A 24,036-nucleotide genomic window follows, 5' to 3' on the forward strand; every position below is an offset into this window, starting at 1 on the left:
CTTCCGGTCTGATGGAGATATGAGGCGTTTCGCATAAACGTTTGGCACGGGACTGTCCACTGGGGCGTGAGCTCTACCGCAAGCCCCTCACAGAAAGCACAAAAACAATCCGAACGTCACGCCGGCAAGCACCACGCAGCTCGCCTGATACACTGAGACCCCGTCTTCGATGTCGCCGGATGTCGCGACATCGCGTCCGGGATTGTTGATCATCGGCTCGGTAACGAGCACACCGCCATAGATGCGCGGTCCTGCGAGCTGGACATTCAGCGCACCAGCCATTGCCGCTTCCGGCCGGCCGGAATTCGGCGAACGGTGCAAGCCGCCGTCGCGCATAGCCACCCGGATCGCCTCGCGGCAGGCGCTGGTGCCGCGCCGGATCCAGGCGCCTGCAGCAATCAGCAGGATCGAAAGGCGCGCGGCCGGCCAGTTGGCGAGATCGTCGAGCCGAGCGGCCGCCCAGCCGAAATCGATATATTTTTCCGATTTATGGCCGATCATCGAGTCCGCCGTGTTCAGCATCTTGTAAGCGAAAAGCCCTGGCAGGCCGAAGATAGCGTACCAAATCGCCGGCGCAACGACGCCATCGGAGAAGTTCTCGGCAAGGCTTTCGATCGCAGCACGGCAGACGGCCGGCTCATCCAGCGTCTCGGGATCGCGCCCGACAATGCGGGAGACGGCGGCCCGTCCACCGGCAAGCCCCTCTTCGCGCAGGGCGACGGCAACGGCAGCGACATGGTCGGCAAGGCTCTTCTGCGCCAGAAAGACCGCCACCAGTCCGGTCTCCAGCAGGATGCCGCCGAGGCCGAACAGCGCGAAAAACCGGTTGAACACGAAGCCGGCCGCCACAGCGAGCAGCAGCAGCGCCAGTATGGCGGCAACGCCGTTCATCCGCCGTTGATGCCCCGTAAGGCTTGAAGGATTGAGCTGCTGGTCGGCATAGGAGATCACCGCTCCAAAAATCGCGACAGGATGCGGCACGCGCGACCAGAGCCATTGCGGATCGCCGACAATCCGGTCGAGCAGCAGCGCCAGAAGCAGCACGAGAAGGTTTAGGTCGATCGTCATCGCTCAAATCTCTGAAGGACTTCGCCAAGCCGCCGGTCCGCCGCCGGATCGGGCGCCAGCCCGAAACGCAGCCATTCGGGCGCATAGTCGAACTTGCGGACGAGAATATGATGCCGGCAGAGATGCGTGTAAATGTCGCTCGCCCTGGCATCGTCGACAAGGGCAAACAACCCTGTTCCCCCTGCGATCCGGAGGCCGACCCCGCCCAGCACCGCACGAAGCCCGGCGCTGCGTTCATCGATAAGCCGGCGGATGGAAGAAACGTCCGAACGCAGAAGCGAGCCTGCTATCGAAAGCGCCGGCCCGGAAACCGCCCAGGGCCCGAGCCACTCCTCGAAACGCTTGAGAATGTCGTCACGTGCAATCACGAAACCGAGCCGCAGGCCGGCGAGCCCAAAAAACTTGCCGAAAGAGCGAAAGATCACCAGGTTTGAGAGCCTCTGCGCGACGCCCGCAAGACTCAGCGCTGGATCGGCATCGCCGAACGCCTCGTCAACAACGAGAAAGCCATTGACCGCCTTCATCCTCTCGTGCAGTCCGATCAGCGTCTCGTTCGGCCATGTCAGCCCATCGGGATTGTTCGGATTGACGACGACGGCAAGCCGATGCTCGGTTCCGATCGCAGCGACATCATCGACGGTCTCGACGGCAAAACCGGCCGAAATAAAGGCGCGCGCATACTCGCCATAGGTCGGCGCCACGACGGCGACCCTGGCGCCCTCACCCTTTGTCAGCAACCGCGGCAGAAGCTGGATCACCGATTGCGTTCCGGGCACCGGCAGCGGCAGGATCTGGCCGCTCCCATAGTAATCGCGCGCCGCCCGCCTTGCCTCATCGACCAGATAACTGTCCGGCAAGCGGTGCCAGGCCCTTGTCGGGATTTCTGGCAGGGCAGCCGGGCACGGGTTAATGCCGGTGGAAAGGTCGAGCCAGTCCTCCGGCCTGCCGCCAAAGGCGGCAGCAGCGGCGGTAACTTCGCCACCATGGACGATCGGCGCGCTCACGCGGCAATCCCGGCGAGATCGATCAGATGCATGTAGGAACCCGCAACCTGCCCGCGCCGGAGCCCCGCCCGGCCGAGATCGGTTCCGATCGCATCCCGAACCTGAAACAGCCGTTCGCCCTCGCCTTCGGAAATGAGGGTCGAATAGTGGAACTCATGCGCCGTCATCGCCCGCTGAAAGATTGCACCGTCGAGCGGCATGACGTGGCGATAACCGAGATGGCGTTTGCGCGCGGCATAGCTGGTGACGACGGGCAGCAGGCCGAGCATCTCGTGACGCTTCCCCTCTGCGTCAATCAGCCCTTCGCCGAGCACCATATAGCCGCCGCACTCGCCATAGATCCGGATGCCGCGCGCCGCCGCATCGAGGAGGGCGGCGCGGAAATTGGGCGCTTGGGAGAGCGTTCCGGCATGCAGCTCGGGATAACCCCCGGGCAGATAGATCGCATCGGCGTCGGCAGCAGGCGCCTCGTCGGCAAGCGGCGAGAAGAAGGAAATCGAAGCCCCCCGCCGCCGCCAGCCAAGCAGCATATGTTCATAGGAGAAGGCGAAAGCGATATCGCGGGCCACTGCAATGCGACTGCCGAGCGGCGGCAGACGATCGATATTGGCAGCCGACGGTCGGTTGAGGCCCTGCCTCGCGATGCGCAGCAGAAACTCGAAATTGCATTCCTCGGAGACGGCATCCGCCGCATGCTCGATGAAACCTTCGAGGCTCGGATGTTCACAGGCCTGAACAAGGCCGAGATGGCGATCCGGCAAGGCAAGCGCCTTGTCGCTGCCGATCACGGCGATCACCGGCATCCGGATCACCTCGAGCGCCTGACGCAGCATCGCCTCGTGCCGTTCGCTGCCGACCTTGTTGAGGATGACGCCGGCAACGCGGACATCGGCGCGGAAACCGGCAAAACCCGCCACCAGCGGCGCTATCGATTGCGACATGCGCGAAGCGTCGACGACCAGCACCACGGAAAGGCCGAGCTGGGCCGCCAGATCCGCTGCCGTCCCCTTGCCGTCGGCCGCCCCATCGAACAGTCCCATCATCGCCTCGACGACGAGAATGCGGTCGCCGGAGCGATGCAGCGTCGCATTGGCCGAGATCAGCTCCGGCCGCATCGCCCAGGGGTCGAAGTTCAGGCAAGGCGTGCCGCTTGCCGCCGCATGGAAGGCGGGATCGATATAGTCGGGGCCGGCCTTGCCCGGCGCGACCACGATGCCGCGCCGGCGAAGCGCCCTCAGGAGCCCAAGCGTCACCGTCGTCTTGCCGGCACCGGAGGAAGGAGCTGCGATCAGGAGGCCGCTCATGCCCGCACCTGGCCGGACTGGCGGAACGGATCAGGCTGCAAGCGTCGTCCGGCGAGAGCGCCGACCCAGTCGAGCGAGGCCCGCAGCCGCACCACCTCCCCGACGACGACCACCGCCGGCGGCTCGAGACCGGAGGCGGTAACAGCCTCGGTCGCCTGCCCGAGCGTCGTCTCCAGCACCTGCTGCGCGCCGGTCGCCGCATTGCAGACGAAAGCTACAGCCTCGGACGGCGAGCGGCCCGACGCAATGAGATTGGCGCTGATCTGGGCGATATGCTTCATCGCCATATACATGACGATCACGGGCGAACCCTTGCCGATCGCTTCCCAGTCGATTGTGTCGGGCACGATGCCGGAGGAATCATGGCCGGTGAGAAACGTCACCGCATGATTGATCTCGCGATGGGTCACCGGAATGCCGGCATAGGCAAGCCCGCCGATACCGGCGGTGATCCCCGGCACGATGCGGAAAGGGATATTGTGCTCGACCAGCGTCAGCGCCTCCTCGCCGCCGCGCCCGAAGACGAAGGGATCGCCACCCTTCAGCCGCAGCACCCGCTTGCCGGTGTGCGCCAATTCCACCAGGCGCAACGAAATATCCCGCTGCTTGGCCGAGGGTTTGCCGCCGCGTTTGCCGGCATATTCGAGTTCTGCGCCGGGGTGCGCGAGCCTCAGACAGTCCTCATTGACCAACGCATCATGGACGATCACATCGGCCTCGGCGAGCCCCTTGGCGGCCAAGAGCGTCAGCAGACCCGGATCACCCGGACCGGCCCCGACGAGCCAGACGCTGCCCGGCTCCAACGCCGGCAAATGGGAGAAAGCGCTATTCGACATTTTGTTGATCTAGGCCCAGCGAGGCCCAAGGTCAACGCCGCCCGCGCCACCTCACTGGAAGTTGCTGAGATGACGATGACTCACTTTGCAAACAAGCTGATTCAATATCGCAAGAAAGCGACACAACAGCGTGAATATATTATAATATACCCAAACGAGACCGCCCGCTGCACCGACTGCTGACAAAGTCGTCCAACTCCTCTTCCTGCTGCAATCAGCCTTCAAGGCCCTCAGCCGCGAAGCAGCGTATCGCGGATCAGCTTTAGGACCTTTTCCGACTCGATCCCTATGGTGACGATTTGGCTGGGCCGATCATCCCAATCGCCGGGCGGGAAGCGGCGGCCATCCGGCTTGACGATCGTCTGACCGTCGGCAATGCCGCCGCAGACGACGCGCACCGCCCCCGATATCGACGAGAACAGTTCCGGCGCCACGACGTAGACTGCGGCGCAGCTGTCATGCACCATCATGCCGTCCTCGACCGCATGCTTGTAGAAGTCGATATAGGACTGCGAGAGTGCATCGAGCAATTTCACGGCACTATCTCCCTCGGCCGCCATCCTGCCGAGATAGCTGCGGCTCATGGTGGTGATCGAGGTGACATCAAGGCCGATGACTGCGACTTTCCACGGCGCTGTCATGACAATGTCGGCGGCCTCAGGATCGCCGTGAATATTGGCCTCGGCGACCGGCGAAACATTGCCGGGCACATAGAAGTTGCCACCCATGATGACGACGTCCTTGACAAGGGTCGCAATCTCGGAATCCTCCTTCAGCGCCATCGCCAGATTGGTCATCCGTCCGACCGCGACCAGACGCACCTCGCCAGGATTGGCACGCACAGTGTCGATGATGAAGCGATGCGCCGGGCGCGGATCGAGCGGCAGGTCGATCGCTGCGGGCACCTCGATATCGCCGAGGCCGTTGTCGCCATGCACCATGGAAGGCCATTCCCGCTCGGCGCGCGAGGCATCGATGGTGACGCTGGCGCCTTTGGCGACCGGCGCGGGAATATTCCACTCACGCTTGAGGAAGAGCGCATTGCGCGTCGTCGTCTCCACCGATGCATTGCCAAAGACCGTGGTGATGCCGATCAGATCGATTTCGGGATGGCGATGTAGGAAGAGAAGTGCCATGGCGTCGTCAACGCCCGGGTCAGTGTCATAAATGACCTTGTGCATAATATATCCTCTAAATGTGAATCGCGAGCCTGCCGGTTGGCGCCGCGAATTGCCGCCACCATAGCGACCGTCAGGCTTTCTGCAACCCGCCTCGGGCGACTGCCGCCGTCGCCTGCGCCGACTTGATTTTGCCAAGCACCAGTTCGGCATCGTCGCCGATCGCAGCAAGCGCCGCCGATTCCGCAACGCCATGGCAGCCGACGCGAGCAAAGACGACGGCCGATGGATTTCTGAGCCGCGGCGTTTCCCGCTCCAGCCGAGGAGCGTCGAAGAATAGGGCCGGCACGGCAAAATGCCTGGCGACTGACCAGATTGCCGCCTCCTGCCGGCGGCTGCCTATGGAAGCGATGGCGGCGAGTTCATCCGCGCCGATACCCGCAGCCTTAAGCGCCTCAAAGGCGAGCGCCAACACCTCCGCAGGCTGTGCCCCACGCTCGCAGCCAAGACCGAGCACATGGCGCCTTGCGGGATTGAAAGAAATGTCGCTCATGGAAGCAGCCGATTGTGCCGTTGCTGTGTCCTTGCAGCCATTGCAGCTTGGAGAGGGAAATGCAACAAGGCGGGCTGAAAGCCCTTCTGGAATAGCATCTTGCCTGACATTGCCCTCCATCTGCTTCTGCTGCTCTGCGCGGCTGCCTTCTTTGCCGGTTTCGTCGATGCAATTGCCGGCGGCGGCGGTCTCATCACCGTTCCCGCCATGTTGATCGCCGGCATCCCGCCGCTGCAGACGCTCGGAACCAACAAGGTGCAATCGATCTTCGGCGCAGCTTCCGCGACGCTCGCCTATGCCCGCAAGGGCCATGTGGAGCTTTCCGAACAGCTGCCGATGGCGCTGATGGCCCTCATGGGCGGGGCACTCGGCGCCGCTCTTGCGACGATCGTACCAGGCCAGGTGCTTCAAGCGATCATGCCTGTGCTGCTGCTGGCAATCGCAATCTTCTTTGCCGTCAAGCCGAACCTCAACGATCTCGACAGACACCGCCTCATCACGCCCTTCGCCTTCGGCCTGACGCTGGTGCCGGCCATCGGCTTCTACGACGGCGTCTTCGGCCCCGGTACCGGTTCTTTCTTCATGCTCGCCTTCGTCACCCTCGCCGGCTTCGGCGTGCTGAAGGCGACGGCCCACACCAAACTTTTGAATTTCGGCTCGAATTTTGGAGCCCTGATCGTCTTCGCAAGCTTCGGCGCGATCCTCTGGAAGATCGGCCTGTTGATGGGCGTCTGCCAGTTCCTCGGCGCGCAGCTCGGCTCCCGGCTCGCCATGCGCATCGGCGCCAAGCTGATCAAGCCGCTGCTCGTCATCGTCTGCGTCGCTTTGGCGGTCAAGCTGCTCGCCGATCCGGCAAATCCCCTGCGGATCTGGCTCGGCGTTTAGTCGCAAAGCACCTGACCTCAGAACTCCACGCCCGGCTGCCCCTTGATGCCGGAACGAAACGGGTGTTTGACGAGTTCCATCTCCGTCACCAGATCGGCGATCTCGATCAGCTCTTCCTTGGCATTGCGTCCTGTCAGCACGACATGCGTCATGGCGGGTTTCTCATTCTTCAGGAAGGCGACGACATCGTTGATGTCGAGATAATCGTAGCGCAGCGCGATGTTGATCTCGTCGAGCAGCACCATGCAATTGCGTTCGTCGCGGATCAGCGCCTTGGCCTTTTCCCAGGCCGCCGAGGCGGCGGCAATGTCGCGGGCCCGGTCCTGCGTTTCCCAGGTGAAGCCCTCGCCCATCGTGTGGAACTGGCAGAGATCGGAAAAATGCTTCTCGATCAGGTCGCGCTCGCCGGTCCACATCGCGCCCTTGATGAACTGCACGACGGCCGACGGCTTGCCGTGGGCGATGTGGCGGAAGATCATGCCGAAGGCGGCTGACGACTTGCCCTTGCCCTTGCCGGTATGGACGATGATCAAGCCCTTGCCGTCCGTCTTGGTCGCCATGATCTTGTCGCGCGCAGCCTTCTTCTTCGCCATCTTCTCGGCGTGGCGCGCATCATCCTTGGCCGCTTCGTTTTCCAGGATCTCGTCGCTCATCAGTGCACCTCATTCAGTTGCGTGGCTGCCAGGTCGAACCGGGCCGAATTGCTGCGCGGCGTCCAGAGCCCGCGATCGATCGCTTCGCGCAGCCGCTCTCGCATCTCGTCGAATGCCGCCGGGTTCTTCTCGATCATGAAGCCACGTACGCCTGGATCGGCGACGAAGGCCCGAAAGACCGCCTCGAAATGATGCACGCCGACCGCGCCCGTCGTCGCCGCGAAGGCGAAGAGATAATCGACGGTGGCGGCGATCTCGGCCGCTCCCTTGTAGCCATGGCGCATGACGCCCGTTATCCATTTTGGATTGACCACGCGCCCGCGCACGACGCGGCCGATTTCCTCTTCGAGCGCGCGGATCACCGGTCGTTCGGGCCTGGAATGATCGTTATGATAGATTGCGGGGCGTTTACCGGCGAGTTCCTCGGCCGCCGCCGCCATGCCGCCTTCGAACTGGTAGTAGTCGTCACTGTCGAGCAGGTCATGCTCGCGATTGTCCTGGTTCTGAATGACGGCTTGCACAGAGCGCAACCGTTCCTCGAAAAGGCCGCGTTCGGCCCTGCCTTCCTCGCCGGCGCCATAGGCATAACTTCCCCAAACGAGATAGGCCTCGGCAAGATCGGCACGCCGCTCCCAGCCCTTTTCATCGATCAGTGCCTGCAACCCCGCGCCATAGGCGCCCGGTTTCGAGCCGAAGATGCGATAGCCCGCCCGCTTCGCCGCCGTCTTCTCATCGAGCCCAGCCGCGGCGAGCCGCGCGGTCTCGCCGCGCATTCGCCCGGCAATCGGATTATCCGCCGCGTCCTCTTCGAGCGCGCCGACAGCGCGGATCGCCTTGTCGAACAGCGCGATCTGCTCGGGGAAGGCGTCGCGGAAGAAACCGGATATGCGCAGCGTCACGTCAACCCGCGGTCGCCGCAGCAGAGCCGGCGGAATGATTTCGTAGCCGGTGACGCGCCGTGAGGCCATGTCCCAGACCGGCTTGACGCCGATCAGCGCTAAGGCCTGAGCAATATCATCGCCGCCGGTGCGCATGTTGGACGTGCCCCAGGCTGTCAGCCCGAAGGAGACAGGCCATTCGCCGTGATCTTGCACGTATCGGCGGATCAGCAGTTCCGCGGATTTCTTGCCGAGTTCGTAAGCAGCCGGTGTCGGCACCGCCCGGCTGTCGACAGAGTAGAAATTCCGCCCGGTTGGCAAGACATCCGGCCGTCCGCGCGTCGGCGCACCGGATGGGCCGGGCGGCACGAAACGGCCGTCGAGGCCCCGGAGCAGGCTGGCGATCTCGGCCGGACCACAGGCAAGGATGGATGGCTTGAGACGCGCTTCGATTTCGTCCAGCACGGCTCTCGTTTGGACCCAGAGCGTTGGGCACGCCATTTCACCGGAAACGAGCTTGGCGGCGAGCAGTTCAATGCGCTCGACGGTGTCACCGTTACTGCGCCAGGGGGCGTCGAGGATATCTGCGAGGACAGCCGGACGCGGGCCAGCCCAAAGAGTTGCCATATCGCAATCGAGTGGGTCGAACGAACGCTGAAGCGCGCGACTCCCCTTCTCCCCGGCGGGGAGAAGGTGGCCCGAAGGGTCGGATGAGGGGACCGCAGACTCCGCCTCGCTTGCGCTCAGCCGCTCGCTCCTACCGTCGCTCGCCCCCTCATCTGTCCTGACGGACATCTTCTCCCCGCTGGGGAGAAGGGGGAAACTCAACCCAGCATCCCCCGCAATCGCCCGCTGCAAACTCGCATCGCCACCCTCTCCCAGCCCGCGCGGTACCCGCGCCAGCGCCACGGTGAGATCCGTCAGCAACCGCCCCTCCGGCGACACGCCGAAGACATGCAGCCCATCACGGATCTGCATCTCCTTCAGATCGCAAAGATAGGCGTCGAGCTTCTTCAGCGCCTCACCTTCGCTCTCGCCTTTCGCAATCCCCGCATCCCGATCCAGCCCGATATCGGTGACGAGATCGAGGATCTGGCGGCTGAGCAGCCGAATGCGGCGGGGATCGCCGCCCGAAGCTTCGTAATATTCATCGACCAGCGCTTCCAGATCCTTGAGCGGCCCGTAGCTTTCGGCCCGCGTCAAAGGCGGTGTCAAGTGGTCGATGATGACCGCCGAACTTCGACGCTTGGCCTGCGTGCCCTCGCCCGGATCATTGACGATGAAGGGATAAAGATGCGGCAGCGGTCCGAGGATCGCTTCCGGGTAGCACGTCTCCGACAGCGCCAGCGCCTTACCCGGCAGCCATTCAAGATTGCCATGCTTGCCCATGTGAATGACGGCATCGGCGCCATATTCGCGCCGCAGGAAAGCATAGAACGCGATATAACCATGCGGCGGTACGAGATCCGGCGAATGGTAGCTGTCCTTTGGATCGATATTGTAGCCGCGCGCCGGCTGGATGCCGATCAGGACACCGCCGAAGCGGGCGAAAGGCAGGGCGAAGACGCCATCGCGAAAATAGGGATCTTTCTCCGGCTCGCCCCAGCGGGCCGTCACCTCCTCTTGAATCTTTTTGGGAAGAGATTCCAGGAAATCTTTGTAGCGACTGAGCGAAAGGGCCTCGCGGATAAGCCGGCCGTCATGTCCCGAATTGGTCGGCCCCTCCATCAGATGTTGGATCAGCGCGTCACCATCGGCCGGAAGATCGGCGACTGGATAACCCGCGGCCGCCATTGCCCGAAGCACCTCGATGCTGCCGGCCGGCGTGTCGAGCCCGACGCCGTTGCCGAGCCGGCCGTCGCGGTTTGGATAATTGGCCATCACGAGAGCGATGCGCCTCCTATTGGCTGGCGTCCCGCGCAGCCGCGCCCAGTTGGCGGCCAGTTCCGCCGTGTAGCGCACCCGACCGGCATCGGGCATGCTGGCGACGATGTTCGCCTCGACAACAGCGTCGTAACGCGCCGCCGTCTTGAAGGACACCGCCCGCGCCAATATTCGCCCATCGACTTCAGGCAGCGCCACATTCATGCCGAGGTCGCGCGCCGACAGACCCTGCGACGAGGCCATCCAGGCCTCCCTCGACGAAGCCGACAGGATTGCCTGCAGCACGACGGCGCCATCCGCCTCCAGCACCGTCGGTTGCCGGTCCGCGCCCGGTGCGGAGACCGCAAAGCCCGTTGTGTTGATGACGACATCCGGTTTCAACGCCGAAAACACGCTCTCGAGAACGCCTGTCGAAACGGGATCCTTTAGGCTGTAGACAAAGACCGGCAGCGGCCGCAGGCCAAGCGCGGCCAGGGCCTCGACCAGCGCCTCGACCGGCCCGGTCTCGCCGCTCTGGACCAGGGCACGGTAGAAGCTGATGGCGACGATGGGGGACGTGGGTTCGAATTCCATCTCTTCTGTCGAGCTTGGTGTCCCACGCTTGACGGACGACGTTGGCGCGACATGCGAACCGACGACCCGCCGCCACTCCTCGACCCCGATCGCCCCTCGCCCCGGCCACCAGATGCCCGCCTTCATCAGCGGCACTGCCGGCGCCGGCTTCTCCGCCCCTGACAGCATCGCCGAAGCATAGGCGAGAAAATCCCGCGCATTGGTGTCGCCGCCTTCGATCAGGTAGGCCCACAGCCCGTTGAGATCGTCGAGGTCAACATTGGAGAAAGGAACCAGCCCGGCATCCGGCTTGGCATCGCCAGGCAATACCGCAATTTTCACGCCATTCCGGGCAGCAACGGCGTGCAGCGCCTCCAGCGCATAATGGAAATAGCTGGCGCCGCCGAGCGCACGCACGACGATCAACTTGGCGTGCCGGGCCGTTCGCTCGACATAGGTATCGACCGACATTGGATGCTTGAGGCTCATCAGATTCGCGAGCCTCAGCGAATGCGGCATCCCTTCACACTCGTGATAGGCGGCAGCAATCGCGGCGAGTTCGGTGTCGGCAGCCGAAAGAAACAGTATATCGCCGGGCGACTGGCCGAGGTCGATCGCCTCCTCGCCGTCGCTGATCGTTCCCTGCTGGGCAAGAAGCAGATGCATCGATTATCCCTGAACGAGCGCTTCGATCGTCTTGCGTACCGCGTCCTCGTTCATTTCATGCAAGCCGATGACGACGAGGCGCGTGCGGCGCGCCTCGTCCGCTGCCCAGGCGCGGTCGAAATACTGGTCGATGCGGCTGCCGACGGCCTGCAGTTGCAGGCGCATGGGCTTGCCCGAGACGTCGATGAAGCCTTTGAGGCGCAGCACATCATGCTCGGCGATGATGCCCTTCAGCTTCTCGACAAAGCCCGTCGGATCGGAAACAGCGCCGAGTTCGACAACGAAGCTTTCGAATTCGTCGTGGTCGTGTGGCGCCCCCTCCTCGTGCTCCAGCTCGTGATGGGACTTGCGGTTGGCGATATCGTCTTCCGTGCCGATGCCGAGGCCGAGCAGCACGCCTGCCGGCACCTCGCCATTCCTGGCTTCGATCATGACCGGCTTGCGGGCAATGCGGGAGGCGACTTCGCTCTTCACGCGGTCAAGGCCATCGCCATCGATCAGGTCGGTCTTGTTGAGCACGATGAGATCGGCGCATGTGAGCTGGTCTTCGAACAGCTCCTCGATCGGGCTCTCATGATCGAGCGAGTCGTCCTCGCTGCGCGCCGCCTCGACTGCATCATGGTCGTCGGCGAAACGGCCGGCGGCAACGGCCGCACTGTCGACGACCGTAATGACGCCGTCGACGGTCACCTGGGTGCGAATATCGGGCCAGTTGAAGGCGGCGACCAGCGGCTGCGGCAGGGCGAGGCCGGAGGTTTCGATGACGATATGGTCGGGCCGCTGTTCGCGCTCCAGGAGCTTCGTCATCGTTGGAATGAAATCGTCGGCGACGGTGCAGCAGATGCAGCCATTGGTGAGCTCGATAATGTCGTCCTCGCTGCAATTCTCCGCGCCGCAGCCCTTCAGGACCTCGCCATCGACACCGAGATCGCCGAACTCGTTGATGATAAGCGCAATCTTTTTGCCGCCGGCATTAGTGAGCAGGTTGCGGATCATCGTCGTCTTGCCGGCGCCGAGGAAGCCGGTGATGACGGTTGCGGGGATTTTCTGCTGGTTCATGGAAGTTCAACCCTTCATTTTCAGCGGCAGACCGGCCGCGATGAAATAGACCTCGTCGGCCTTCGCCGCGATTATTTGGTGCAGCCGTCCGGCATGATCGCGAAAATCGCGCGCCATGCGATTGTCAGGCACGATCCCGAGACCAACCTCGTTGGAAACGAAGACGAGTTGCGCCTTGGCGCCGGGGAGGAAATCGGCGAGCGCGGCAAATTCCACAGCCATCTCGCGCTCCGCCATCATCAGGTTGGTCACCCAGAGCGTCAGGCAATCGACAAGCACAATGCGTCCCTCGCCATCGATGGCGGCAAGCACGCCGAAAAGATCGAGCGGCTCCTCATGCGTCATCCAGGAAGGGCCGCGATCGGTCCTGTGCTGGGCAATACGCGTCTGCATCTCCTCGTCCCAGGCACGGCCGGTGGCGAGATAGTGGCGCTCGAGGCCGCTTGCCATAACGAGATTTTCGGCGAAACGGGATTTGCCGGAGCGTGCCCCGCCGAGGATGAGCGTGGTGGTCATGCCCGAATATTCCTCTGAGGAGGCGTGCCGCTGCAGCTTGTTCTAGTTTTAACTTTATGGGCCACGGTAGCCAAAACTTTGCTTGGGAAAGCCGCGCCGCCCCATTCACTTCCCTCATTCCTGTGCTTGTCACAGGAATCCAGCGTGCCCAAGTCCTTGGGCACGGAAGGCTCATTCGTTGCATAATTAATCACGGCGCGGACGCGCCGTGGCCGGATTCCTGTGACAAGCACAGGAATGAGGGAGGAAAGGAAGGCGCGTAATACGCAGACATAACCTGAAGGCGACGAACCGGCACCTCTCATACGCACCACCAGAGGCGGCGCTGAATTCGTTCTTTCAGCCAAAACAACCTCCGTGCTGGCAGCGGGTCTCTTGCCCAGGTTTGGGCTGTTCGCCCGGCACGGAAGGCAGGTCTCCTGGCTCGCGGTTATCGGCGGCGATCGGGGGCGAACCGGAAGCCCGGGTCGCCCCTGATCGTGCCAGCGGATCTGCCTCGCCTTCCCGGCTGCCTCGGTGAAAAGGTGGACGATTCGTAGAGTTAGAGGCGTCCGACCCCGGTTGATCACCATGCATTTCCAGTGGCTTTTCCGGCATGTCGCCCATCCAGCCCACCTGCACCATTGCGGTTAGGCCGGAAGAGGTCCGATGCCGGATGGAAGACCCTGACCGCTCTACAGTCGCGGGGTCGGCTGTGATGAAGGCGCCCGATGTGGGTCCGCCCCGTCACATTCCCTTTTCATCCGGAAGGCGAAATGCCGATCCGGAACCATCCGTTATTCCTCGGATGGTTAGGCAAGCCGGCGGGTGAAGTCAACCGACCTTCGCCACCGCCTTCCAGCTGGACTGCGCGAAAGGCCGGCCAACACCACTGACCCTACGGGAAATATCGTCTTTTATCAGCGGCTTACGGCATGAATGTTTGATGTGGCCGTCGGCTTTTCGCCGCAATTGCGTTGCAAGGCGACTGCACCTCCGCCCTTGACCCGGCCTCTCCTCGCCTAGTTGTCGAGCCATGCTTATGAAATTGGATCGGCGCCGCCTGAGCGCGCTGCGTGTTTTCTTCGATCCGGGGCGACTGCGCGCCCTGACGCGCCGCAGCGAAGTCGGCCTGTCGCTGGCCGGCGCCATCGTCGGCATCGCCTCGGGCCTTGCCGTGACCGGCATGAGCTATGTCTCCAACCAGCTGCACCAGATTGTTTTCGGCATCGCCGACAGTGAAAGGCTGAGCGCGTCGGTAATCCAGGACAAGATGCTGCTGCTCACCGCCCCTCTCATTGGTGGCGCCCTGCTCGGCCTGCTGCTCCTGGTGCTCGCCAAACGGCGCAAGAAACCCATGGTCGACCCGATCGAGGCAAATGCGCTGCACGGCGGCCGCCTCTCCCTGACCGATAGCATCATCGTTGCCGTACAGAACCTGATCTCCAACGGCTTCGGCGCCTCCGTCGGCCTGGAAGCCGGCTATACCCAGCTCGCCGCCGGCATCGCTTCCAAATTCGGCCTGAAGCTGCAGCTGCGCCGCTCGGACCTGCGTATCCTCGTCGGTTGCGGCGCGGCCGGCGCCATCGCCGCCGCCTTCAATGCGCCGCTGACGGGCGCCTTTTACGCCTTCGAGCTGATCATCGGCACCTACACCATCGTATCGTTAACCCCGGTTGTGGTCTCCGCCCTCGTTTCGACCCTCATCGCAAGGTTGCTTGCCGAGGGCGATTTCACCATCGATATCGGCAGCTTCGGCTCGGTCGTGCCGGCCGATTATGTCCCGGCGCTGCTGCTCGGCGTCTTCTGCGCCGGCGTTGGCATTCTCCTCATGCAGGGCGTGGCCTTCATTGAGGAGGTGGCGCGCAAAAGCTCGATCGCTCCGCCCTTTCGCCCGGCGCTCGGCGGCATCATCGTCGGGCTTCTCGCAATGATCTCGCCGCAGGTCCTTTCGGCCGGCCACGGGGCGCTGCATCTCAACTTGTCCCGCGACGTCGCGATCCCGGCGCTGATCGGTCTCTTTCTCCTGAAATCGCTGGCTTCGGCAATCTCGATCGGTTCTGGCTTCAGGGGTGGTCTGTTCTTCGCCTCGCTGTTCATGGGCGCCCTGCTGGGCAAGCTCTTTGCTTATTGCGCCCCCTATTTTGCCGATGCGACATTGACGCCGGTTATTTATGCTGTGGTCGGGATGAGTTCCCTGGCGGTCGCCGTCATTGGCGGGCCGCTGACGATGACCTTTCTGGCGCTCGAAATCACCGGCGATTTCCCGATCACGGCACTGGTTCTTGCGGCCGTCATCACCTCCTCGCTCGTCGTGCGCTCGACCTTCGGCTACTCCTTCGCCACATGGCGCTTCCATCTGCGCGGCGAGAGCATCCGCAGCGCCCACGACGTCGGCTGGATCCGCAATCTCACCGTGAACAAGCTGATGCGCGCCGACGTGAAGACGGCAAGGGCCGATATCTCGCTGGAAGACTTCAGGAGGGCCTTCCCGATCGGCTCGACCCAGCGCGTCATTCTCGTCGACGAGAACGATAAATATGCTGGCCTCGTACTAGTCCCGGAGATCTACGCTAACCCGACCGACGTTCAGGACGAGGGCCAGACGCTTGCCGATTTCGTCCGCTATCGCAATGATTTCCTGCAGCCGCAGATGAATGCCAAACAGGCGGCGGCGATCTTCGACAAGAGCGAAAGCGAAGCGCTCGCCGTCGTCAACAATCTGATCGAGCGCAAGGTCGTGGGACAGCTCAGCGAAAGCCACACGCTGCGCCGCTACAGCGAGGAACTCGACCGGCGCCGCCGCGAGGTGTCGGGCGAGATCTGAGCGAGCCTAAGAAGCGGCGCCGGCAAGCCTGTAAACGTCGGCTCTCTTCGAGACGCCGCGCAGCTCGAAAGCGCCGAGATAGTCGCAGGGCACGGCGCAGGTCGCTGCGAAGCTTTCCGACAGCAGCAGGGGCTGCTCAAGCGTTCCGCACAGCTTCTCGAGCCGCGACGCCTCGTTGACCGCCCTGCCGATCACGGTGAAGTCCAGCCGGCCTTGGGCGCCGACATTTCCGTAGAAAACCTCGCCGAGATGCAAGACGACATCAATCCCGATATCGGGGCCGCTATTCAGCATTCGCTCGCGATTGAGCTCCTCGTTTGCCCTCAACAGGTTCTGTGCCGAAGCCAATGCGGCCTTGCAGGCCTTTTGCGGATTCTCGGCGTCCGTCGGAAAGATCGCCAGCACGCTATCGCCCATGAACTTGAGGATCTCGCCGGAATTTTCCTCGACGTGCCGGTCGATCAGCTCGAAGTGCTCGTTGAGAAAGCCGACGATCTCCCCCGGCTGATACGCCTCGGTCAGCGCCGTGAAGTTGCGGAGGTCGGCAAGCAGGATGGCGGCGTCGATGGAGCCGCCCATTCCCCTGCGGGTTTCACCGGCAAGGATGCGCGCGCTCGTCCTAGCGCCGGTATAGACGGCGAGGATATCGGTCGCGGTCTTGGAAACTGCGACACGGTAAGCGGCAAGCCCCAGCGCTGGGAACAGTTCATCGATGATTGCCAGTTGATCATCTGAAAATCCGCCGGGAGCGTCACTCGTCAGAGAGAGACCGAGCCCGCGCAGCGCGACTTCCTTCGGGAACTCGAAAAGATTGACCACATGGTCCGTGCCGCCGGCAAGCGCAAATTCGTGGAGCTCGCCATAGTGGAGACCCTCGCCTTTCGCCAGGTTCCACCGCCCCGTCTTCTCACCGCGGTTCAGAAGATAGAATATCGGCGTCTTCTCGAAGTTGCGCTCGGTCTCGCTGCCGTGCTCCGCATTCTCGAGAACGGTCTCACCGCCCCGCATGAAATTGGCCGCGATGCCGCGATACATAGGATGTAGGGACGGCATGCGGATGCTTGCCCGCCAGATCTGAAACCCGTCCGCGATCAGCCGTTCACACAGGCCGGCGACGAGATCGCCGATATGCTCGCTGGTGATTCCCTGCTCTATAACCCACTGAATATGATCTTTAATTTTGAAAACCTCCGCATGAAGTGGGGAACTTGGAATGGCATCACCATCGAGACCGGCGCCGGGAACAACAGGACAGGCGCCGAAAGGCCTAGCCGCACACACGACTTTTTAGCCTGCTTCGCATTGCGATACTACTCCCGCGAGAATGATGTGATAGAGAATTGGATACACAGTATAGGTATGTCCCTGTGGCCCCCTCATCTGCCTGCCGGCATCTTCTCCCCGCGGGGGAGAAGGGACTCGTGGCAGCGCCTCACTCCCATTTGAGACCATTACTGTAGGAAAACGATGGTCGGCGACTTGCTCCCTCTTCTCCCCAGCGGGAAGAAGGTGGCCCCAAGGGCCGGATGAGGGGCCACAAGGCATACTCTTCACTGCCCTTGCGCTCAGCAAATTCTCCCAACCTCCAGCAACTCACCCAACCACCGCGCATCCAGGCAGCGCTCCAGTTCCCCTGCAACCTCGTCAAGCGCCCGCTCCACGCTCTCACGGTAGTTCCCCTGTCCGCCGGAAAGCCCGAAGCTCTCCAGCAGCCGGGCGCGGTAAGCGTCACTGCCGAACAGCCCGTGCAGATAGGTGCCCATGATCCGGCCGTCCGCCGAAACCGCTCCATCGGGGGCGCCGTCGATGATCGCGAAAGGCCTGACACAATCCGGGCCGCGGGTGATGCCGAGATGGATCTGGTAGCCGGCAAGCGGCACGTCATATTCGGTCGAGCGGGCATGGCTGTTGCGCACGGTCTTCTCCGGCGCCATCTCGGTCTCGACGTCGAGCAGCGCCAACCCCGGCGTCTCGCTCGTGCCGCCCTCGATGCCGCGCGGGTCATGCACCATACGACCGAGCATCTGGTAGCCACCGCAAATGCCGATCACCCGCCCGCCGCGCCGGACATGCGCCGCAAGATCGCGGTCCCAGCCTTGAACTCTGAAATCGGCGAGGTCTGCTATCGTCGATTTCGACCCTGGAAGAATGACGAGACCGGCATCGGCAGGCAACCGTTCGCCCCCTCGGACGAAGACCAGCTCGACATCCGCCTCCGCCCTCAGCGGATCGAGATCGTCGAAATTGGCAATGCGCGGCAGCATCGGCACGGCGATCTTCAGCGCCCCGGCCCCGCTCCTGGCAAGCCGTTCGAGCACGACCGAATCTTCGGCCGGCAGGCGCGTGGCAGCCTGCAGCCACGGCACGACGCCGAAGCAGGGCCAGCCGGTGAAGCCTTCGATCGCGCGAATCCCGTCATCGAAGAGCGAGACGTCGCCGCGGAACTTGTTGATGAGATAACCTGCGATCATCGCTCGATCGCCCTCATCGAGAATCGCCTGCGTGCCGACAAGCGAGGCGATGACGCCGCCGCGATTAATATCGCCGACGAGCACGACGGGCACGCCCGCCTTCGTCGCAAACCCCATATTGGCGATATCGCCGGTCCTAAGATTGATTTCCGCCGGCGAGCCGGCACCCTCGACGACGACGAGGTCGGCGCCGGCAGACACATTTTCGAAGCTTTCGAGCACGGCGCCGAGCAGTTGCGGCTTCAGCCGCTGGTAATCCCGCCCCTTCGCCTGCCCGAACACCCTGCCCTGCACGATGATCTGGCTGCCGTTTTCCGATTGCGGCTTGAGCAGCACCGGGTTCATGTGCACCGACGAGGGCGTGCGTGCAGCCATCGACTGCAGCCACTGCGCCCGGCCGATCTCACCGCCGTCATCGGCGACCGCCGCGTTGTTCGACATATTCTGCGGCTTGAACGGCCGCACGGTGAGCCCGGCATTGGCCGCAAGCCGGCAGAGTCCCGCCACCAGCACCGTCTTGCCGACATCCGAGCCGGTTCCCTGCAGCATGATCGCTCTTGCCATGGCGGCCGCCTTTCCCTGGCGCATCGCGCGTCCGAAAATCGGTTCAGATTTCGGGCCGATGCACGAGCCGGAGGCCTACAATGGCCGCCGATCCCGGGTCAAGACTTCGACTATTCTCGCGAAAGCGCGAAAACCGCGCATGGCCTTGGCTCTGCGCGGTTTGCCGAAAACTCAGGCGTCTTCGCCCCTACACGGCGAAGCTCGCTTTCTCCGGTACGCACTACCTGAACCGGAGAAGCAGCGGTCGTTGGCGCCACGCCCCAACTGATAACGGCACATTCTTACCGGAGAGTTATTGAAGGCTTACGCAAAAGTTAATTTTGACTTTTTTTGATCTGCTCGGCGGTTTCCATCACCATTGAGCCGGCGTTCGGAGACAGCGTCTCTCTTCGATCCGAGGAAATTTCAGCAGCGAACTATATTATTCGAATTCAATAATTTAGTACCGCAACCACGAGCAGAAGACGGTTGATTTCTGCGAACGAACGCGTAGGCTTCGACAAAATACGCCATCGAAATATGGTCTGCGACGCGTTGCCGGAGCCGGTCGGACGGCGCCCGTGAATGGGAAACGCCTGTTGCGGCATCGCCGCCTGGTGAATCCCGGCAGCACGTTGCCCAAGAACAATTCGGGGAAGACGATGAAGACGCTTTTGATTTCGGCCGTCTTTGCCGCGGCTCTTTTTAGCGCGACCGCGCCGGCCGAAGCCGCCGAGTGCGGCAAAGTTTCGATCGCCGAGATGAAATGGGCCTCGGCCGGCATTGCCGCAAACTTCGACAAGATCATCCTGGAAAAGGGCTACGGCTGCTCCGTCACCATCGTCGACGGCGACACTCTTCCGACCTTCGCCTCGATGAACGAAAAAGGTACCCCTGATATCGCTTCGGAATACTGGATCAATTCCGTCAGGGCCCTGCTCGATCAGGCCGTCAACACCGGTCGGCTGGTGCAGGGCGCCGAGATACTAGCCGATGGCGCGGTCGAGGGCTGGTTTATCCCGAAATTCATTGCCGACGCCAATCCCGATATTCGCTCGGTCGAGGACGCGCTGAAGCACCCCGAGCTTTTCCCTGCCGAGGATGATCCGTCGAAGGGCGCGGTTTACAACTGTCCCGCCGACTGGAGTTGCCAGATATCGACCACCAACCTCTTCAAGGCCCTCGCCGCCGACAAAAAGGGCTTCGAACTTGTCGAAACCGGCAGTCCTCAGCGGCTCGACGCCTCGATCGCTCGGGCTTTCGACAAGAAGATCGGCTGGCTCGGTTATTACTGGGCGCCGACCGCCATCCTCGGCAAATACGACATGACGCGGCTAAGCTTCGGCGTCAGTCACAACAAGGCCGAATGGGACCGCTGCACCGCGGTTGCCGGCTGTATCAGGCCTGAGCTCAATTCCTATCCGGTCTCGCGCGCCTTCACGCTGATGACCAGGTCTTTCGCCAGCCGCGCCGGACCTGTCACGACCTATCTCAAGACCCGCAAATGGGACAATGAGACGATCAACCAAGTGCTCGCCTGGCAGGATGAAAATCGCGAAAGCAACGACGATGCCGCGATCTATTTCCTGCGCAATTACGAGAACCTGTGGATGAAATGGGTGCCGGCCGATGTAGCCGAAAAAGTCAAAGCGAGCCTATAAAGGCAGATGGCGCCAACGACCGGACGATTCGAATGACAGGCAACCTTCCCTTTCCCGACCGCTATACCGTTGCGGAAAAGCTCGCCGCGCTGTCGGAAGCCGATAAATCATATCTGGCCCTGCTCATGGAAAATGCCGCCCAGGACGACAACCTGCTCGACGGCCTGCGACGCCATCTCGACCTTGCCGCGAAGTCGCATTTCCTGAACTCGCTGAAGCTTGAAAATCTCGGATTGTGGCTCGGGACCAAGGCGCCGCATCGCCTGCAGATTCGGCTGATGGAAACCGCTCGCTCAAGCCAGCATCCCGCCTACCAAGCCTTCCGGACCGGCCTTAGCCGATCCGGCGGCCTCGAAAAGGCATATCCTCCGGTGCCTTGATCCGGCCTCGGATGGCCTTTCAGTCCGGCAAAGCTGCCGGCCGATTACTTCCTCGCAGCCCGGTCGACCGAGCGGCCTGCATCCTGGGTGGCGTTGACGGCGTTCGCCGTATCTTTTCCCATACCGCGGATCGTGTTGCCGCAGGAGGAAAGAGCAAGAAGAACCATGAAGGCTGCGGCAATTTTGGCCGTTGTCGTCATTTCGAATATCCTTGTTTGAAATCAACCCCGAACGGCACTCATGCCATCCGCGCCCCTAACGCACAAGTGGCGAAAAAGTTCACGGTTGAATGACATCCTCAGGCGGCGACAGCCTTCGCTCTCTCGGCAAACGCGCTCCGGATGCTGTCGGCCACCGTCTCGATCGGTCCCGACATCTGCGAGGCGGTCAGCAGCCGGATATCGAAGGAGCCGAGCTCCGGCAGCCCTTCCTGCAGGCCTAGGATCGACATGTCCTCGCTGACATAGGAGAGCGGCAGCGGCGCGATGGCGAGATCGGAAAGCACGGCGGCGCGCTGCGCCATCGTATGACCGCTGAGATAGGCGACGCGATAAGGCCGCTTGTTGCGTTCGAGCTGGGCAAGTGCCTCCTGCCGCCAGATGCAGCCATCCTCCCAGATCGAAATCGGCAGCGGATCGCGCCGATGCGCCGAGCCGCACCTTGCGCCGGCCCAGACCAGCCGCTCGCGAAACACCACTTCGCCACCGGTCGGAAACGGCCGAGTCGCGCAGTTGATCAGCGCTAGGTCGAGCCTCTGCTCTTCCATACGCTTCTTCAGTCCGACGCTCATGTCGATCGTCACATCGACCATGATGCCGGGATAGCTCTCGGCGAAGCTCTTTAGGATTCTCGGCAGCAGCCGCTCGCCGATATCCTCCGGCGCGCCGAGCCGGACGACCCCGGTCAGTTCCGGCATGATGAAGCGCGACACCGCCTCGTTCGACAGCGCCAGGATGTTGCGGGCGTAAGAGAGCAGCATTTCGCCATGGCGCGTCAGCGACACCGAGCGGGCATCGCGTAAAAACAGCGTCGCTCCGAGCTGCTCCTCGAGCTTCTTGATCTGCATGGAGACCGCCGACGGCGTCCGGAAGACCGCTTCGGCGGCGGTGGAAAAATTGCCCGTCTCGGCGATGGCGACGAAGGTGCGCAACACATCGTTGTCAAGCAAAGGAATGGGACGGCGAAAGGGAAGGCTCATCGTCGCATCTTTCAATTTTTCTGATCTTTAACCCCATATCATTTTGTTTGATTGAATGTCAATCGCTCCCCATAGTCTACGTATCGGAACTGATGCAGCAAAGGAGGCTAGACATGGCGCAATCAAGCACCTGGAATATCCTACAGGCCGTTTCCGCATTCAAGACACGCCGGCGCAGGGATGCGAATCACGAACATGCGCTCCGGGAACTGAAGCGATTTCCGTCGCACCTCTTGGCCGACTGCCAGCGTGAAATGGAGTTGCCGCTCCTTAACGTCGCTGCGCGACCAAAGCGGGGTCTGAGACTCGTGGAAACGCGCGCATGATGCGGACCTCTGGCTCGGATCTGACAGGCGCCGGGCCGATCGCCTCACACGGCGATCGACTCACATCTCGCCTATCAGCTTGAAGGCGATAATCCACATCGTCGCAGCGACGAGCGTCTCGAGCATCCGCCAGGAGGCCGGCTTGGAAAAGATCGGCCGCAGCCACGTCGCGCCATATCCGAGCGCAAAGAAAAATAGGAAGGAGCCGGTTACGGCGCCTGCGGCAAAGGAAGCCTGCTGCCCCGGATAGCGGGTCGATATCGTGCCGAGCAGCACCACCGTGTCGAGATAGACATGCGGATTAAGCCAGGTCAGCGCGAGACAAGTCGCAAGCGTCCGGGAAAAGCTTGCCGTTTCGGCTTCCGTAACTGTGAGCACAGCGGACGACCGTAAGGCGGAATAGAAGCTCTTGGCTCCGTACCAGGCCAGAAACGCGGCTCCCCCGTAGCGCATGACCGGATCGAGCCAAGGCAGCAATCCGGCGATCTGCCGGAGGCTGGTCACGCCGAGCATGATCAGCGCCGCGTCGGACAAGGCGCAGGTAAGGCAGACGGCGAAGATATGTTCACTACGCAGGCCCTGTCGAAGAATGAAGGCGTTCTGCGCGCCGATCGCGACGATCAGGCTGAGGCCCATCATTAGACCCGTGATATAAATTGAAAAATTCATCGTTTCGCCAACCGCACTCAGCTTCGACAGAGTTGCGGTACCGCGTGAAGTTGGCTTAGTCTAATTAATCCAACTTACCTGAGTTAAGCGAAACTAATCCATGCTCGACTATCCCGCTCTTCGCGCCGTTGCGACCGTCGTCCAGACCGGCAGCTTCGAAAGGGCGGCGACCGTGTTGAATGTGACGCCGTCGGCGGTGTCGCAGCGGGTGAAGCAGCTGGAAGAACGCCTCGGAGTCATCCTGATCGCCAGAGGCACCCCCTGTACGGCGACCGAAAAAGGGGAATGGCTCTGTCGTCACGTTGAGAATGTCGGCATGCTGGAGGTTGAGCTTTTCGGGCAGCTCCCGGCTCTCGTCGATCCCGACGAGCCACGCCAAAGGGTTACGCTACAGATCGCGACTAACGCCGACAGCCTCGGCACATGGTTTGTGGAGGCCATGTCGAATTTCTCCAAGACCTCGTCCTATCTGTTGAATGTCGCTGTCGACGATCAGGATCACACCGCCGAATGGCTGCAGCGGGGACGGGTGATCGCAGCCGTCACCAGTCTGGAGAAGCCGATCCGGGGATGCCGGCGCTTCGCCCTTGGAACTCTCCGTTACAACGCCACCGCGACACCCGATTTTGTCGCCCGCCACTTCCCGGACGGCGTGACATCGGAGGCGATCCGCAACGCTCCGGCCCTGACCTTCAATCAAAAGGACAGGCTTCAGAGCAGCTGGGTAAGGCAAACCTTCAGCCAAGATCTGGACTACCCCACACATTGGCTGCCCTCGCCGCAAAGCTTCGTCGAAGCCACTCTTTCCGGGATGGGGTGGGGAATGAACCCGACCCAGCTCACCCGTGATCATCTCGCATCGGGGCGGCTCGTCGAACTTGTTGCCGACACGCCGCTGGACGTTCCACTATACTGGCAGATAAACCGCCTCGCCGCCGACCGCCTGGCCGAGTTGACGCGCGAGGTCGTCGCCGTAGCGAAGCGTCGGCTTTAATGACCGTCAAGA

General features: G+C 62.3%; 21 protein-coding genes and 1 riboswitch. Of the genes, 6 read left to right on the top strand and 15 right to left on the bottom strand.

All coding sequences use genetic code 11. The features are described 5' to 3' along the window. Positions 1-87: 87 nt before the first annotated feature. The 6 genes from cbiB to PH551_RS27910 form a co-directional block, all read right to left on the bottom strand. On the bottom strand, positions 88-1,068 hold the full coding sequence (cbiB, locus tag PH551_RS27885) for an adenosylcobinamide-phosphate synthase CbiB (protein ID WP_285195898.1): 981 nt from the start codon (positions 1,066-1,068) through the stop codon (positions 88-90). Continuing rightward, positions 1,065-2,072 carry a threonine-phosphate decarboxylase CobD gene (gene cobD / locus PH551_RS27890; RefSeq protein WP_285195899.1) on the bottom strand — a complete coding sequence of 336 codons (1,008 nt, stop codon included), beginning with the start codon at positions 2,070-2,072 and terminating at the stop codon, positions 1,065-1,067. The genes cbiB and cobD overlap by 4 nt, the downstream gene beginning before the upstream one ends. After that, a complete protein-coding gene (locus PH551_RS27895; RefSeq protein ID WP_285195900.1) occupies positions 2,069-3,376 on the bottom strand; it encodes a cobyrinic acid a,c-diamide synthase CobB in 1,308 nt (435 codons plus the stop codon). The genes cobD and PH551_RS27895 overlap by 4 nt, the downstream gene beginning before the upstream one ends. Continuing rightward, on the bottom strand, positions 3,373-4,212 hold the full coding sequence (gene cobA / locus PH551_RS27900) for a uroporphyrinogen-III C-methyltransferase (RefSeq protein ID WP_285195901.1): 840 nt from the start codon (positions 4,210-4,212) through the stop codon (positions 3,373-3,375). The genes PH551_RS27895 and cobA overlap by 4 nt, the downstream gene beginning before the upstream one ends. 230 nt (positions 4,213-4,442) lie before the next feature. Then, positions 4,443-5,393: a nucleoside hydrolase gene (locus PH551_RS27905; protein WP_285195902.1), complete on the bottom strand. Its 951-nt coding sequence runs from the start codon at positions 5,391-5,393 to the stop codon at positions 4,443-4,445. Between the two features lie 70 nt (positions 5,394-5,463). Then, the gene (locus PH551_RS27910) at positions 5,464-5,883 is read right to left on the bottom strand and encodes a cobalamin biosynthesis protein (RefSeq protein WP_285195903.1); all 420 of its coding nucleotides are present in this window, start codon (positions 5,881-5,883) and stop codon (positions 5,464-5,466) included. Positions 5,884-5,982: 99 nt separating this feature from the next. Here PH551_RS27910 and PH551_RS27915 point away from each other — a divergent pair, with 99 nt between their 5' ends. Next, positions 5,983-6,768, top strand: a complete 786-nt coding sequence (locus PH551_RS27915) for a TSUP family transporter (protein WP_285195904.1) — start codon at positions 5,983-5,985, stop codon at positions 6,766-6,768. A 17-nt stretch (positions 6,769-6,785) separates the two neighbouring features. Here PH551_RS27915 and cobO read toward each other — a convergent pair whose 3' ends face one another. The 4 genes from cobO to cobU are packed head-to-tail and all read right to left on the bottom strand — an operon-like array spanning position 6,786 to position 12,976. Then, the gene (gene cobO / locus PH551_RS27920; protein WP_285195905.1) at positions 6,786-7,421 is read right to left on the bottom strand and encodes a cob(I)yrinic acid a,c-diamide adenosyltransferase; all 636 of its coding nucleotides are present in this window, start codon (positions 7,419-7,421) and stop codon (positions 6,786-6,788) included. Then, the gene (gene cobN / locus PH551_RS27925; RefSeq protein ID WP_285195906.1) at positions 7,421-11,401 is read right to left on the bottom strand and encodes a cobaltochelatase subunit CobN; all 3,981 of its coding nucleotides are present in this window, start codon (positions 11,399-11,401) and stop codon (positions 7,421-7,423) included. The genes cobO and cobN overlap by 1 nt, the downstream gene beginning before the upstream one ends. Positions 11,402-11,404: 3 nt before the next feature. Beyond that, complete coding sequence (cobW, locus tag PH551_RS27930; RefSeq protein ID WP_285195907.1) at positions 11,405-12,460, bottom strand: cobalamin biosynthesis protein CobW; 1,056 nt, start codon at positions 12,458-12,460, stop codon at positions 11,405-11,407. Positions 12,461-12,466: 6 nt separating this feature from the next. Then, entirely contained in the window at positions 12,467-12,976 is a 510-nt protein-coding gene (gene cobU, locus PH551_RS27935; protein ID WP_285195908.1) for a bifunctional adenosylcobinamide kinase/adenosylcobinamide-phosphate guanylyltransferase, read from the bottom strand. 640 nt (positions 12,977-13,616) lie between these two features. Next, positions 13,617-13,765: riboswitch (cobalamin riboswitch) on the bottom strand. 226 nt (positions 13,766-13,991) lie between these two features. Here cobU and PH551_RS27940 point away from each other — a divergent pair. Beyond that, complete coding sequence (locus tag PH551_RS27940) at positions 13,992-15,782, top strand: chloride channel protein (protein ID WP_285195909.1); 1,791 nt, start codon at positions 13,992-13,994, stop codon at positions 15,780-15,782. A gap of 6 nt (positions 15,783-15,788) precedes the next feature. On the opposite strand, the gene PH551_RS27945 is transcribed toward PH551_RS27940, so the two are convergent. Next, positions 15,789-16,997 (bottom strand): adenylate/guanylate cyclase domain-containing protein, encoded by a 1,209-nt coding sequence (locus PH551_RS27945; RefSeq protein WP_285195914.1) that lies wholly within the window; start codon positions 16,995-16,997, stop codon positions 15,789-15,791. Between the two features lie 350 nt (positions 16,998-17,347). After that, on the bottom strand, positions 17,348-18,817 hold the full coding sequence (locus PH551_RS27950) for a cobyric acid synthase (RefSeq protein WP_285195915.1): 1,470 nt from the start codon (positions 18,815-18,817) through the stop codon (positions 17,348-17,350). Between the two features lie 641 nt (positions 18,818-19,458). On the opposite strand from PH551_RS27950, the gene PH551_RS27955 reads away from it, so the two are divergent. Further along, positions 19,459-20,457 (top strand): glycine betaine ABC transporter substrate-binding protein, encoded by a 999-nt coding sequence (locus tag PH551_RS27955; protein WP_285195910.1) that lies wholly within the window; start codon positions 19,459-19,461, stop codon positions 20,455-20,457. A gap of 32 nt (positions 20,458-20,489) precedes the next feature. Then, positions 20,490-20,837, top strand: a complete 348-nt coding sequence (locus tag PH551_RS27960; protein WP_285195911.1) for a hypothetical protein — start codon at positions 20,490-20,492, stop codon at positions 20,835-20,837. Positions 20,838-20,881: 44 nt separating this feature from the next. Here the strand turns inward: PH551_RS27960 and PH551_RS27965 are convergent, their stop codons facing one another. After that, on the bottom strand, positions 20,882-21,037 hold the full coding sequence (locus PH551_RS27965) for an entericidin domain-containing protein (protein ID WP_011425752.1): 156 nt from the start codon (positions 21,035-21,037) through the stop codon (positions 20,882-20,884). 98 nt (positions 21,038-21,135) lie between these two features. Next, positions 21,136-22,035: a LysR family transcriptional regulator gene (locus PH551_RS27970; protein WP_085778489.1), complete on the bottom strand. Its 900-nt coding sequence runs from the start codon at positions 22,033-22,035 to the stop codon at positions 21,136-21,138. Positions 22,036-22,148: 113 nt separating this feature from the next. On the opposite strand from PH551_RS27970, the gene PH551_RS27975 reads away from it, so the two are divergent. Beyond that, positions 22,149-22,361: a hypothetical protein gene (locus PH551_RS27975; RefSeq protein WP_085778490.1), complete on the top strand. Its 213-nt coding sequence runs from the start codon at positions 22,149-22,151 to the stop codon at positions 22,359-22,361. A gap of 60 nt (positions 22,362-22,421) precedes the next feature. Here the strand turns inward: PH551_RS27975 and PH551_RS27980 are convergent, their stop codons facing one another. Further along, positions 22,422-23,030, bottom strand: coding sequence for a LysE/ArgO family amino acid transporter (locus PH551_RS27980; protein ID WP_285195912.1), 609 nt, complete (start codon positions 23,028-23,030; stop codon positions 22,422-22,424). A 100-nt stretch (positions 23,031-23,130) separates the two neighbouring features. Here PH551_RS27980 and PH551_RS27985 point away from each other — a divergent pair, with 100 nt between their 5' ends. After that, on the top strand, positions 23,131-24,024 hold the full coding sequence (locus PH551_RS27985) for a LysR family transcriptional regulator ArgP (RefSeq protein WP_285195913.1): 894 nt from the start codon (positions 23,131-23,133) through the stop codon (positions 24,022-24,024). The last annotated feature ends 12 nt before the right edge of the window (positions 24,025-24,036 follow it).

The organism is Rhizobium atlanticum (assembly GCF_030182485.1).
In the GTDB taxonomy this organism is placed as follows: Bacteria; Pseudomonadota; Alphaproteobacteria; order Rhizobiales; family Rhizobiaceae; genus Rhizobium.

Bases quoted from the DNA above. Each gene is read 5' to 3' on its own strand.
- cbiB (WP_285195898.1), bottom strand. From the start codon at position 1,068: ATGACGATCGACCTAAACCTTCTCGTGCTGCTTCTGGCGCTGCTGCTC.
- PH551_RS27895 (WP_285195900.1), bottom strand. From the start codon at position 3,376: ATGAGCGGCCTCCTGATCGCAGCTCCTTCCTCCGGTGCCGGCAAGACG.
- cobA (WP_285195901.1), bottom strand. From the start codon at position 4,212: ATGTCGAATAGCGCTTTCTCCCATTTGCCGGCGTTGGAGCCGGGCAGC.
- PH551_RS27905 (WP_285195902.1), bottom strand. From the start codon at position 5,393: ATGCACAAGGTCATTTATGACACTGACCCGGGCGTTGACGACGCCATG.
- PH551_RS27910 (WP_285195903.1), bottom strand. From the start codon at position 5,883: ATGAGCGACATTTCTTTCAATCCCGCAAGGCGCCATGTGCTCGGTCTT.
- cobO (WP_285195905.1), bottom strand. From the start codon at position 7,421: ATGAGCGACGAGATCCTGGAAAACGAAGCGGCCAAGGATGATGCGCGC.
- cobN (WP_285195906.1), bottom strand. From the start codon at position 11,401: ATGCATCTGCTTCTTGCCCAGCAGGGAACGATCAGCGACGGCGAGGAG.
- cobW (WP_285195907.1), bottom strand. From the start codon at position 12,460: ATGAACCAGCAGAAAATCCCCGCAACCGTCATCACCGGCTTCCTCGGC.
- cobU (WP_285195908.1), bottom strand. From the start codon at position 12,976: ATGACCACCACGCTCATCCTCGGCGGGGCACGCTCCGGCAAATCCCGT.
- PH551_RS27940 (WP_285195909.1), top strand. From the start codon at position 13,992: ATGCTTATGAAATTGGATCGGCGCCGCCTGAGCGCGCTGCGTGTTTTC.
- PH551_RS27950 (WP_285195915.1), bottom strand. From the start codon at position 18,817: ATGGCAAGAGCGATCATGCTGCAGGGAACCGGCTCGGATGTCGGCAAG.
- PH551_RS27955 (WP_285195910.1), top strand. From the start codon at position 19,459: ATGAAGACGCTTTTGATTTCGGCCGTCTTTGCCGCGGCTCTTTTTAGC.
- PH551_RS27960 (WP_285195911.1), top strand. From the start codon at position 20,490: ATGACAGGCAACCTTCCCTTTCCCGACCGCTATACCGTTGCGGAAAAG.
- PH551_RS27965 (WP_011425752.1), bottom strand. From the start codon at position 21,037: ATGACGACAACGGCCAAAATTGCCGCAGCCTTCATGGTTCTTCTTGCT.
- PH551_RS27970 (WP_085778489.1), bottom strand. From the start codon at position 22,035: ATGAGCCTTCCCTTTCGCCGTCCCATTCCTTTGCTTGACAACGATGTG.
- PH551_RS27975 (WP_085778490.1), top strand. From the start codon at position 22,149: ATGGCGCAATCAAGCACCTGGAATATCCTACAGGCCGTTTCCGCATTC.
- PH551_RS27980 (WP_285195912.1), bottom strand. From the start codon at position 23,030: ATGAATTTTTCAATTTATATCACGGGTCTAATGATGGGCCTCAGCCTG.
- PH551_RS27985 (WP_285195913.1), top strand. From the start codon at position 23,131: ATGCTCGACTATCCCGCTCTTCGCGCCGTTGCGACCGTCGTCCAGACC.